The organism is Methylomonas sp. MED-D, assembly GCF_050276835.1.
Classification (GTDB): Bacteria; Pseudomonadota; Gammaproteobacteria; order Methylococcales; family Methylomonadaceae; genus Methylomonas; species Methylomonas koyamae_A.
On record NZ_CP189965.1, the window covers coordinates 4,815,195 to 4,827,215 of the forward strand.

Below are 12,021 nucleotides of genomic sequence, written 5' to 3' on the forward strand. Positions count from 1 at the left end.
CGGCTATTTGCGGCGACCAAGCTCCTCTGAGAGTCCGGCGATAGACCGTGGTGGACGGGATGGGTTCAGTTATCCGCCGGTTTCGCGGCGACTTTCCGGTAAGTGCGCGAGCAGAAAATCGCCGATTCGTTGCTCCAGCCAAAATGCCGGCCGCCACGGCAAACGGCCGCCTACGAAGCCGACGTGGCCGCCGCCGCCACAAACCTGCAACGTCACGCCGGACGCCAACTCGGCGGCGGCCGGTAGCACCGCCGGCGTCATGAACGGGTCGTCCTCGGCCTGCAGGATCAAGGTCGGCACCCCGATGTGCCCGAGAAATTGACGAGAACTGGAGCGTCGGTAGTAATCGTGCGCGTCGCTGAAACCGTGCAGCCGCGCCACCACCCGGTCGTCGTATTCCCAAAACGAACGGATCGGCGCCAGATCGCCCAAGTCGTCGAGCAAGCCGGCTTGTTCGATACGGCCTAGGCGGTGCAGATGGCGGCGCTTGGCGACGATGTATTGTTTGAGCTCGCGCAATAGGTAATCGCGATAGATTCTGGATAGGCCGCGATCCAAGCGGTCGGCGCACAGATTCAACATCAACGGCACGGACACCGCGACGGCAGCGCACAACTCAATCGAATCACGCCGTTCTCCCAGCCATTTCAACAATACGTTACCGCCCAGCGAAAACCCGACGGCCGCCAACGCGGTGTCCGGCAGGCGCCGGCGCAGGGTATGGTAGAGAAAATCCACATCCTCGGTGTCGCCGGAATGATAGCAGCGCGCCAGCCGATTCATCTCGCCGCCGCAACCTCGAAAATTCAGGGCTACGCTGCCGATGCCGAGTTGATGGAGTCGCCGCTGCACGCCGACGATATAACCCGAACGGCTACTGCCGGCTAGGCCGTGCAGCAAGATCGTCAGTGTGGGTTGCCGGTCGTAGAGCCAATCCAAATCGACGAAATCGCCGTCCGGCGTCTCCAATCGCTCGCGCCGCAAGTCGATCGGTGCTTCGACGCGGCGCAGCAAGGCTGGATAGATAGTTTGCAAATGGCGGTTGTTCAGCCACCAAGCTGGGCGGAATTCGTTGGACATTGACTACCGCGGCATTTCAGGCGAACCGCAAAACGGTTCGGAGGCGTCCCGAGAATCGCCAACCGAGCGACCAAGAACCCAATCGGGACCAAGCCGCTCAACCGAGGCCGTCAGTTTGGAATGTAAGGACATCATTGAAACATTCGTTCGGTAATCGGCCGATTCGCCGCCCGGTCGGCCTGGTGTTACCATGATCTCATCTCAAGCTGGTTGCGTTGACCGACGAGCATAGACGATTTACCGGCCACAATGCCAGAACCCGCACCCGATTCGCTCACGATGTCCAGACCCGTTGCCGTTAAGCCCAAGAAACTCGCCGCGCCGGCTCGCAAACCGAAGCCTGCGGGGCCATCCGCGCGCAAACCTCGGCGTAAGCCGCCGCCGGCCCCGCCATCCGACTGGCGTTTGCTGGCGGCCGAGGCCGTCGGCTTGGGCTTGGCCGCCGTGTTGGCGACGATGGTGGTGCTGGGCTATTCAGCGAGCTGGTTATCCGGCTCGGGATTTTTTAGCAGCTTGCTACCGTTTGCCGGCGGCGTCGTGGCGTTGATCGTGACAGCGGCCTTGTTGTTGGTCGGCTGGTACCAATTGCGCGTGCCATTGGCGCGGCGGTTGGCGCAGCTGCCGGCCGGCCTGGCGCTGAGCCTGGCGTTGGGGATGCTCTGGTTTGTGTTCCACGACGGCTATACCCCGGTGTTCGGCCACTTTCGCACGTTGGTTGGCGGCAAGTCCGAGGCGGAGCGAGTGACGCTGGCTCACCAGGTTTATGCCGCTTACCGTCGCCACGAAATCGGCGGCCTGCAAAAACTGCTGCAACGCGCCGACGCCTACCGTTCGGCGATCCGCGAAGCCGCCGACTCCATTGGCGTCGACGAGCACCTGTTGCTGGGGGTGGCCGCCACCGAATCGTCCTTTTTACCGCGCGACAGTCATGACGGCGGAAAAGGCTTGTTTCAGATTACTGCGGTACCTCAGTTCATCACTCGTCGAGCCGCCGATTTACTCGATGTGACGGAACCGCTAGTGAACGATCCGCGCCATAACGCTTATTTGGCGGCGGCCACGTTAAAGCACTATCTAGAGGAAATGCACGGCGATTTATTTCTGGGTTTGCTGGCGTACAACATCGGCCCGCGCAACGGCGGTTTGCGCTTCATCATGCAGCAATACGGCGCGACCGACTTCGTGACCATGCAACCCTATCTGCAAACCTTGCCGCGCGATTATCCGATCCGGGTTTTGTCCTACGCCCTGGCTTTCAAACTGTGGCAGCGGGACGGCAAATTGTTGGCCTACGAAGAAGGCGATAATGCCGTCAAAATCCAGCAGCTTGGCATACCGGGGTTTTGATCGCGAGGGCTTAAACGCGAGCCGCGCGAAGTCGGCTGAAATGGGTCAGCGGAAACTCCGCGGATTTGAAGATCTACGATATTCGAATTTCTCGGGTTGCCAATAACCGCTCATTGGCCGATCTTGGACCTGGGTTAGGCAAGTTAGCTTGTATCGCATGTCGCCATATCCGCTGTTATTTGTCCGGGCTGGCCGTCGGCAAGCGCATCAGCACAAGCACCAACACTACCCCAGGCAGGCCGATCACGGCTGAATACACGAAAAAAGCATGGTAACCGAACTGCGCGACCACTTCGCCGGATATACTGCCGATCAATTTGGCCGGCAAGGTCATCAACGAGCTGAACAAAGCGTATTGGGTGGCGGTGTAAGCCGTATTGGTCAGACTGGACAGATAGGCGATGAAAGCCGCCGAGGCAATGCCGCCGCTAAGGTTGTCGGCACTGATTACGCCGGCCAATAAGCGGGTATCCGGCTCGACGACCGCCAATGCGGCGAACAGCAAATTGGTGGCGGCTACAATCACCGCCCCGAGCAACAGCGGTCGCATGATACCGAACTTCATCACCAGAACCCCGCCCAGCGAAGTACCGAGGATGGTCATGAAAAAGCCGAAAATTTTGCTGACGTCGGCAATATCCTTTTTACTGAAACCCAGTTCCAGATAAAAGGGGTTTGCCATCACGCCCATCGCGATGTCGCTCATCTTGTAAACCGCGATCAGCAGCAATATCAGCAACCCGGTTCTGCCGTTTCGCTGGAAAAACTCGACAAACGGACTAAGCACCGCGTCCGACAGCCAACACGTCAATCGCTTGAGGGGCGAAGACAAATCGGCAATACCCAGCGCCGATTCAAACGATGCTTCCAGCTGCCGTTCTTCAGCCGCTTGCGTGTGAGACGGCTCTTTGACCAACAGCGTCGTGATGATGCCCAACAACATCGACGCGGCCATGACTTGGTAAGCCAATCGCCAACTTGCGAATTCGGCGATATAAAAAACACCGGCTCCGGCGGCCAATAACGACAAGCGATATCCAAATACATACATGGCGGCCATCGCGCCTTGAAAGCGGACAGCGGCCGCCTCGATTCGATAGGCATCGATGGCGATATCCTGGGTCGCCGAGCAAAAAGCCACCAATACGGCCAGCAATGCGACATCCGCCAAGTGACCTACCACATCCGCACCGCTGATCGCCCACAGGCCAACCGCGATGCCGAGTTGCGCGCTCAGTATCCAACTACGCCGCCTCCCTAGCCAGGAATCCAAAAGTGGTAGCGGCAAACGATCGACCACCGGCGCCCACAACACTTTGACGGAATAAGCGACGCCGACCAAGCTGAAGTAGCCGATGACCGACAAATCGACGTGTTCGTCGGCCAGCCAAGCCGAGAGCGTGGTCGAAATCAACGAAAAAGGCAGGCCGGCCGAAAAACCCAGAAAGATCATCGCCGCGACCCTCGGCCGGGTATAAACAAAAAAAGCGCTGTGCCAACTACCAGAAGTATTTGACACGCGCTTTCCTTGGTTTACAACGACAATCCGACCGACGGCGCTTAGCCGTTGATCAGATAATGGGTCAAAATACTAGCCGCATAGCCGGCGGCGATAACCGGCGTCCATTTCAAGTGACTGAAGAAGGTGTACTTATGATTGGACTGCCCCATCAGCGCCACACCCGCGGCCGATCCGACCGAAAACAGCGAACCGCCGACGCCAGCCGTCAATGTCACCAACAACCATTGGTACAAGTCCATGTCCAGATTCATGTTCAGCACCGCGAACATCACCGGAATGTTATCGACGACGGCGGATATCACACCGACCAGGATGTTGGCGGTGGTTTGGCCCAAGCCGTCGTACATCGCGGCAGACAGCAACTCCAGATAACCGATGTAACCCAGACCGCCGACAGCGAAAACCACGCCGAAGAAAAACAGCAACGTATCCCACTCAGCTTCTTTTACCCGATCAAAGACATCGAGACGCACTTCATCAGCCGCGGAGAAACGAACCTTTACGTAATAAATGAATAGCATCAGGATGGACAAACCCGCCATCATGCCCATGAACGGCGGCAAATGCAGAAACTGTTTGAAGCTAACCGCCAAACCGATGGTAACGCCAAACAAACCGCACACCACCCAACCACCGGGCTTCAATTCAACAGCGGCCTCGTTGGTTGCTTCAGGCTGTCCGCTTGGAACCGCTTGCGCCATGAAAAACGCCGGCACCACGAAATTCACGACCGAAGGAATGAACAACTTGAAGAAGTCGAAAAATTCGGCATAACCGGCTTGCCAAACCATCAGGGTCGTAATGTCGCCGAATGGGCAAAACGCGCCGCCGGCATTCGCGGCAATCACCAAATTGACGAAACCGACAGAGACGAATTTTTCGTTATCCGCGCCGACCGCCATGACCACGGCGCCGACCAGCAAGGCAGACGTCAGGTTGTCGGCTACCGAGGACAGGAAAAAGGTGATGATGCCGGTGATCCAGAACAGCTGTTTGTAGCCGAACTGCTTTCTGATCAACCAGGATCGTAACGCTTCGAAGACGTTGCGCTCGGCCATGGTATTGATATACGTCATCGCCACCAGCAGGAACAGCATCAATTCGGCATATTCCTTGAGGTCGTGCTCGAATGCGCTGTGCAGCTCTTCGCCGGATACGCCGGCGTCGTGAGCCAAAATCGCCACGTGCGCCCAAATGACCGCCGCCGCGAATATGACCGGTTTCGATTTGCGCAAATGAGTAAATTCCTCGGCCATCACGAAACCGTATGCAACCAGGAAAATCAGAACGGTATAGACGCCCCGCTCGGTTCCGGTCAGCCCCAGATTCTTAAATTCTTCGGCCATGGCGAGTTCCGGTAGGAACAACAAACCGGCCAAAATCAACAGTGCGCGCAACAAGATAGCCCCCTTATCCTCTATATGTTCTAGTCGTTATCAAAAGCGGAAAAATCTAACCGGGCATGGTACCACTATACAATATTCTTTGTCATTTAATCCCAGCGAGTATAATATTCAATTACCTATCAAATTAGTCAGTAAAGCGATCCGCCCACCTAAATGTATCAATACAATCAAAGAGATCAAACACTTATCGAAGAGCGAGTCCGGCAGTTCCGCGGGCAGACCGAACGATTTTTGAACGGGGAATTGGACCCCGATCAGTTCCGCGTGCTACGCCTAATGAACGGCCTTTATATCCAAACGCACGCGCCAATGTTGCGCGTCGCGGTGCCTTACGGATTGCTGTCGTCTCGACAATTACGCAAACTTGCGTCGGTGGCGCGCGACTATGATCGCGGCTATTGCCATTTTACGACACGCCAAAACGTTCAATACAACTGGCCGGAACTTTCCCGAGTACCCGATTTACTCGCAGAGCTCGCGACCGTGCAAATGCATGCGATTCAAACCAGCGGCAACTGCCTGCGCAACACCACCTCGGATCATTTGGCAGGCATATGCCGGGACGAGATAGAAGATCCGCGCCCTTATTGCGAACTTATTCGGCAATGGACAACCTTGCACCCGGAGTTCGCCTATTTACCGCGTAAATTCAAGATCGCGGTCAGCGGCGCGGGCCATGATCGCGCCGCCGTGCAATTCCACGATATCGGGGTCTACCTGATAAAAAATGAGCAGGGTGAAACCGGCTTTAGAATTTTGGCGGGTGGCGGCTTGGGCAGAACGCCGATTATCGGTCAAACCGTCAAAGGCTTTCTGGAGAAAAAGCATTTGCTGTCCTACCTGGAAGCCATTGTGCGGATTTACAACTTGTTTGGTCGGCGCGACAACAAATACAAGGCCCGCATCAAGATCCTGGTCAAGGAAACCGGATTGGAAAAATTTACGGCGATGGTCGAGGAGGAATGGCTCAGAATCCGCGATTCCTTGGTGCTCGGCGACGAGCGTATCGAGGAAATCAAGGCCCAATTCGCGCCGCCACTCTACCGCGACTTTACCGGCGACGATACCGGCTTTTCGGCGAAACAAGCCGAGGACGGCCGTTTTGCGAAGTGGGTGAAGCACAATACCGTCGAGCACAAAATCCCTGGCTATCGCGGGGTTTACGTGTCGTTGAAAGCGCCGGATTCGCCACCCGGCGACATTACCTCGGAACAACTGGACGCACTGGCCGAGCTTGCCGATCGCTACAGCTTCGGCGAAATCAGAAGCACGCACCGGCAAAATCTGGTGCTGGCCGATGTCGAGCAAGCCAGTCTGTACCAACTCTGGCGGCAATTGGACGCGCTTAAGCTAGCCACGCCGAATATCGGCACCGTCACCGATATGATCTGCTGCCCAGGACTGGACTTTTGCTCGCTGGCCAACGCCGGATCGATCGGCGTGGCCAAGGAAATCAACGAAGCCCTGGATGATATCGATTACATCCACGACATCGGCGACCTGAAGATCAATATGTCCGGCTGCATGAACGGCTGCGCCCATCAAAGCGTCGGCCACATCGGCATTCTAGGCGTCGACAAGCATGGCGAAGAGTGGTACCAAATCACGCTCGGCGGCTCGTCGGAAAATGACGCGGCGATCGGCGAACGCCTGGGTCCGGCAATCGCCAAAGCCCAAATTACGGCCGCGATCACAACGATACTCGATGTCTACTTGCAACTGCGTCAGGAAAACGAAGCTTTTCTGCAAACCGTCTACCGCGTTGGCCTAGAACCATTCAAAGCAAAAGTTTATGCAAATCATTAAAGACCGTACATTAACCACGGACGCCTGGCGGTTTCTCGCTGACGATGCCGAGATCCCCGGCGATAGCGACGTCACCGTGACTCTTCAACGCTGGCTGAATGATAAAGCCGTCCTTTCCGGCCGGACAGGTCAAACCGGCGTGCGCATCGAGCCCGATGACAATATCGGCGACCTCGCCGGCGACCTACCCAATTTGTCGCTGATCGAGGTGGATTTCCCAACCTTCACGGACGGCCGAGGCTTTTCCCTGGTCCGGTTGTTGCGCGATAAATACGGGTACAGGAGCGAAATCAGGGCTGTCGGCCAATTTTCGGCGGATCAGGTTTTTTACCTTTCCCGCGTGGGCGTTGACACTTTCGCGCTAGCGGATGAAGCGCAAGCCCAAGTCGCCTTGGCAGCGTTTAACGATTTTAGCGTTACCTATCAACCCTCGGCTCGTTGAAGCCACCCACACTACTACTCGGGGCGGACGTTTAAACGCCGCGCCGTAAACAAACAAAAACCCGGCGACCTCTCGGCCAGCCGGGTTTTTTATGCGACTACGCAGCCGCCTACTTCTTGATGATGGCGATGCCTTTCAGCAAATTCAGCGCCTCATGCAACGGATAGTCACGCACTTCGGTTTCAGTGTCGCTACCGTCTTTTTGCAATACGTCCTTGGCGTCTTCCTTATCGTCCTCGTCCGCTTTTTTATCCGGTTTCGCATTCCCGTTGGTCAAATGGTGGGTCAAATCAGCCTCCTTGATCGACTCCAATTTGGCCTTATCCAACGCCTCCAGCTTGAAGCGGGCCAGCGTGACGTCGGGTTCGATACCTTCCGCCTGGATGGATCGACCCGAAGGCGTGAAGTAACGGGCCGTTGTCAGCTTCACCGCCGCGCCATTGCTGGTAGGCAATATGGTTTGCACGGAACCCTTGCCGAACGATTTTTCACCCATGATGATCGCGCGCTTATGGTCTTGCAGCGCTCCTGCGACAATTTCGGATGCCGAAGCCGAGCCGCCGTTAATTAGCACGACGATGGGCGCGCCGTTAATAACGTCATCCGGCGTCGCATTAAAACGCATTTCAGAATTCTTGATTCGGCCTTCGGTATAGACGATCAGACCGGATTCTATAAAGGCATCGCTGACATCGACCGCGGCGTTCAACACGCCGCCGGGGTTATTGCGCAAATCCAACACCAAGCCTTTCAGCGGGCCTTCGTTTTCTTTCTTCAATTCGTCCAGTGCGTCCAGCAGGCCTTGGCCGGTGCCCGATTGAAAACTGCTGATCCGCAAGTAGCCGTAGTTTTTCTCCAGCAAACGGTTTTTGACGCTTTTAACCTTAATGATGTCGCGGGTCAGCGTAAATTTCAACGGTGCTTCCTCTCCTTCGCGGATGACCGTTAGCACGATGTCGGTGCCCGGTTCGCCGCGCATCACTTTCACGGCATCCGCCAACGTCATTCCCTTGACCGGCTTGTCATCCAAGCGAACGATCAAATCGCCCGCCTTGATGCCGGCCTTTTGAGCCGGCGTGTCGTCGATCGGCGAAACCACTTTGACAAATCCGTTCTCCATCCCGACCTCGATGCCCAGCCCACCGAATTGACCGGTCGTGCCCTCTTGCAGCTCTTTATATTCCTCGCTGGCCAGATAAGCCGAATGCGGATCGAGGCCGGACAACATGCCGCGAATCGCATCCTCCAGTAACTTTTTATCGGATACCGGTTCGACGTAATCCTGTTTAATCCGCCCGAAAATCTCGGTGAAGGTTCTCAACTCGTCGAACGGCAACGATTGCAGGTCGTCGGCCTTGGCCGCCGCCGGCGCGGGCTTTTCCGCCCAAACGCTGCTGCACAAGCTAATCGCCGAACCTAAGATAAAGCCGACCAGTAAAATTAAAAGATTTCTGTTATTTAACATTTGTATTAAAGCTCCAACGACCTGATTCCTGTAAATAGATTAACCCTTGGCTGGCTTCCGGCACCACTGTGCTGGGTCGACGGGCCGGCCTTGCTTCCTGATCCCAAAATACAACGCCGCCTGAGAACGTCCGCCGCTGCGCCCAACCGAAGCCAAGACTTCGCCGGATTTGACATGATCGCCAACACTCTTGTGCAAACTTTGGTTGAACGCGTACAAGCTTAAATAGCCGTGCCCGTGATCGATGATGATCATCAATCCGTAACCGCGCAGCCAATCGGCATAAACAACCCGGCCGGCGGTAATTGCCCGAATTTCGGCGCCTTCGGGCGCACTGATTACCACGCCATCCCAGGTGGTTTCGTACCGACGTGACCCGAAATGCTCGACGACCGCGCCTTGCACCGGCCAAGGCAACCGACCTTGCAACTCCGGGAAGGGTTGACGCCCCGCCTCCGGTTCCTTGACGGAGCGAATCTGCTCCGGAGGTTTTCCAGGCTGTTTGAGTGGGCTTGGTGCCGGAGGTTCCGGCGCTGGCGGGGCAACTCTCTCGGCATTATCATCAGTTTTTTGCAACGATGCCACCAACGCCTGTAATTTTTTCTCGTCGCCGATTAAACGATCCAATAAATGCCGCTTTTCGGCGTGTTCTTTTTCCAGGCTCGCCAATAATTGCTCGCGCTGGACTTTCAGCGTCCGCATGGACTCGGCCTCCTCCTGTTTCTTCTCGAGCGAGACTCGCAGCAGTTGGGATTCGGTGTCGTTTCGCGCTTCTAACTGCCCGAGAATCCGGCTATCCTCCTCGATCGCGTGCAGTTTCCGTAAGCGCGCCTTGCCGATATAGTCCGAATACACCCGCATCCTCCCAGACAGAGCCGGGTCACGCTGGTTCAGCACGACTTGTAAGCCTTTACTGTCTCCGCCCATCGCGTAGACCGCACGGATCAATCCCGCCAATCCTTTTTCCTGACTACGCAGATCTCTTTGAGTGTCGGCGAGTTTGGTTCGTATCTCTTGCAGCGATTGTTCATGCGCCTTGATCTCCACGCGAATAGTGCGTAACGCATTGGCAGCCTCGCCATATTGCCGTTCCAGTTTTTGCAGTTGATCTAGCAATCGACTTTTTTCCGCTTCCAGCTCGCGTACGTCGCCGCCAACGTGTTGAATCTTGTCATGGATCTCGGCCAAATCTCGGCTATCGGTATTCTCGGCACAAACCGGAATTGCCAAGCTCAATCCTGCCAGAAGAATCGACAAACGCAGGCAAACACGCATGGTTCAGGCCATAACCCGAAAAAGATAGGACGCTCGCATCAAAACAGGCGCGCTCGGCATATGTTCCCGAATATTAGGCGCCATCCTCGCCCCTTGCCGTCCAACCGGAAGCCAAAATCCCCGCGGTTTTACACTTCACCATTCATGGACCATTTATCTGTAACGAAAAATCGCGCCGCCATTTAACGGATTTGCACGAAGACTATATTTTGGCAGCCATGAGCCAAGGTATTGAATTCGAAGGCTCACTCTGTTAGATTTGCACGCCTTTGACTGCTGCGGTTTCTGGCGATAGGCCAAAGGCTTGTGCTTCGGCATTATACAGCACAGAGATGGTGTCATCGCTTGAAAGCACCTGACTCGCCGCCCAATTCTTAGCTCATTTCGGGATCAATGGAAGAAATAGACCACAGCAATTCCTACGACGACCAGGACATCAGTCGCGCCGCCTGCTGCTTGAAAGCGATGTCTCACCCGTTACGCCTCAAAATTCTTTGCGTGTTGGGCAGCAACTCAATTAGCGTCCAGGATATTGTGGAGCAGGTCGGCACCAGCCAGAGCAACATTTCCCAGCATTTGGCCATTTTGCGGGATAAAGGCATCCTTGATTACAAAAAGGAAGCAAACCGCGTTTACTATTTTATCGACGACGAACGCGTAATACACCTGATCCAAATGATGCGCAGCGTGTTTTGCAGCACTTGAATTTTAGTTTCCGAAACCTCAATAGAATTTAACGATGGACCAATATATCGAATTTGCCACCAACCACTATTTGCTTGCCTTTTCGCTGGTCTGCGTCATTTTTTTGCTGATCCAGGATTTGATTTCCAACTCGTTCAATAAATTCGAAAGCATCTCCCCGCTGATTGCGGTGACCAAGATGGACAATACCAACAGCGTGGTGGTGGATGTCCGGGAGTTGAACGAATTCGGCAAAAGCCACATCGAGAACGCCATTAACATCCCATTAGGCAAACTGGAGGAGAAGCTGGCCTCGCTGGAAAAACACAAACAACACCCGGTAATCGTCACCTGCCAAACCGGCGCGCGTTCGGCGGCGGCATGCAAGACGCTGACCAAGGCGGGTTTCGAACAAGTATTTAACATGACCGGCGGAATGCAATCCTGGGAAGACTATAAACTGCCGGTCAAAATTAGCAAAACTCAATCCTAACCCACAACACCGAAGGGAAACTCATGGCCGAAATCAACGCCCAGACCGACAAGCAGTTCGTCATTCAAAAGATTTATACCAAGGACATTTCTTTTGAAACCCCCAACGCGCCGAAAATCTTTACCCAGAAATGGGAACCCACGCTGGACTTGAACCTGGGCACCCATGTCAACGCGATAGACACCTCGGTTTACGAAGTGTCGCTGACCTTGACGGTTACCGTCAAAGTGGGCGAGGCCACCGCATTTTTAGTTGAAGTCAATCAGTCGGGCATTTTCATGATCGCCGGATTCACCGATCAGGAAATGGGGCCGATGCTAGGCAGCTTCTGTCCCAACATTTTGTTCCCTTACGCTCGAGAAGTCATTTCCGACTTGGTCAGCAAGGGCGGCTTCCCACAATTGATTCTGGCTCCGGTCAATTTCGACGCGCTGTATATGCAGCAATTACAACAAGCTCAAGCTCAGCAAGCTCCTGAAGATAAAACCTTAAACTAAGCCG

General features: G+C 55.2%; 11 protein-coding genes. 6 read left to right on the forward strand and 5 right to left on the reverse strand.

Features of this window, described 5'->3' with window-relative positions:
• Positions 1–69: 69 nt before the first annotated feature.
• Positions 70–1,080 carry a hydrolase gene (locus tag ACQE3E_RS21450; RefSeq protein WP_427501044.1) on the reverse strand — a complete coding sequence of 337 codons (1,011 nt, stop codon included), beginning with the start codon at positions 1,078–1,080 and terminating at the stop codon, positions 70–72.
• Between the two features lie 279 nt (positions 1,081–1,359).
• Between ACQE3E_RS21450 and ACQE3E_RS21455 the strand changes: the two genes are divergently transcribed.
• On the forward strand, positions 1,360–2,427 hold the full coding sequence (locus ACQE3E_RS21455) for a lytic transglycosylase domain-containing protein (RefSeq protein WP_427501045.1): 1,068 nt from the start codon (positions 1,360–1,362) through the stop codon (positions 2,425–2,427).
• 175 nt (positions 2,428–2,602) lie between these two features.
• On the opposite strand, the gene ACQE3E_RS21460 is transcribed toward ACQE3E_RS21455, so the two are convergent.
• Positions 2,603–3,946, reverse strand: a complete 1,344-nt coding sequence (locus tag ACQE3E_RS21460) for an AmpG family muropeptide MFS transporter (protein ID WP_427501046.1) — start codon at positions 3,944–3,946, stop codon at positions 2,603–2,605.
• A 41-nt stretch (positions 3,947–3,987) separates the two neighbouring features.
• Positions 3,988–5,295 carry a sodium:proton antiporter NhaD gene (gene nhaD / locus ACQE3E_RS21465; protein ID WP_175463725.1) on the reverse strand — a complete coding sequence of 436 codons (1,308 nt, stop codon included), beginning with the start codon at positions 5,293–5,295 and terminating at the stop codon, positions 3,988–3,990.
• 213 nt (positions 5,296–5,508) lie between these two features.
• On the opposite strand from nhaD, the gene ACQE3E_RS21470 reads away from it, so the two are divergent.
• Positions 5,509–7,161, forward strand: coding sequence for a nitrite/sulfite reductase (locus ACQE3E_RS21470; protein ID WP_427501047.1), 1,653 nt, complete (start codon positions 5,509–5,511; stop codon positions 7,159–7,161).
• A complete protein-coding gene (locus tag ACQE3E_RS21475) occupies positions 7,148–7,603 on the forward strand; it encodes a DUF934 domain-containing protein (protein ID WP_064029180.1) in 456 nt (151 codons plus the stop codon). Before ACQE3E_RS21470 ends, ACQE3E_RS21475 begins: the two co-directional genes overlap by 14 nt.
• Positions 7,604–7,712: 109 nt before the next feature.
• Here the strand turns inward: ACQE3E_RS21475 and ACQE3E_RS21480 are convergent, their stop codons facing one another.
• Together ACQE3E_RS21480 and ACQE3E_RS21485 are read right to left on the reverse strand one after the other, a co-directional pair.
• The gene (locus ACQE3E_RS21480) at positions 7,713–9,068 is read right to left on the reverse strand and encodes a S41 family peptidase (RefSeq protein ID WP_071159051.1); all 1,356 of its coding nucleotides are present in this window, start codon (positions 9,066–9,068) and stop codon (positions 7,713–7,715) included.
• A 39-nt stretch (positions 9,069–9,107) separates the two neighbouring features.
• Positions 9,108–10,343, reverse strand: a complete 1,236-nt coding sequence (locus ACQE3E_RS21485) for a murein hydrolase activator EnvC family protein (RefSeq protein WP_427501048.1) — start codon at positions 10,341–10,343, stop codon at positions 9,108–9,110.
• 393 nt (positions 10,344–10,736) lie between these two features.
• Between ACQE3E_RS21485 and ACQE3E_RS21490 the strand changes: the two genes are divergently transcribed.
• Genes ACQE3E_RS21490 through secB form a run of 3 tightly spaced genes read left to right on the forward strand, consistent with a single transcriptional unit; the run spans position 10,737 to position 12,017 of the window.
• The gene (locus ACQE3E_RS21490; RefSeq protein ID WP_064028508.1) at positions 10,737–11,048 is read left to right on the forward strand and encodes an ArsR/SmtB family transcription factor; all 312 of its coding nucleotides are present in this window, start codon (positions 10,737–10,739) and stop codon (positions 11,046–11,048) included.
• 34 nt (positions 11,049–11,082) lie between these two features.
• A complete protein-coding gene (locus ACQE3E_RS21495; RefSeq protein WP_064028506.1) occupies positions 11,083–11,520 on the forward strand; it encodes a rhodanese-like domain-containing protein in 438 nt (145 codons plus the stop codon).
• A 23-nt stretch (positions 11,521–11,543) separates the two neighbouring features.
• Entirely contained in the window at positions 11,544–12,017 is a 474-nt protein-coding gene (secB, locus tag ACQE3E_RS21500; RefSeq protein ID WP_064028504.1) for a protein-export chaperone SecB, read from the forward strand.
• Positions 12,018–12,021 lie beyond the last annotated feature (4 nt).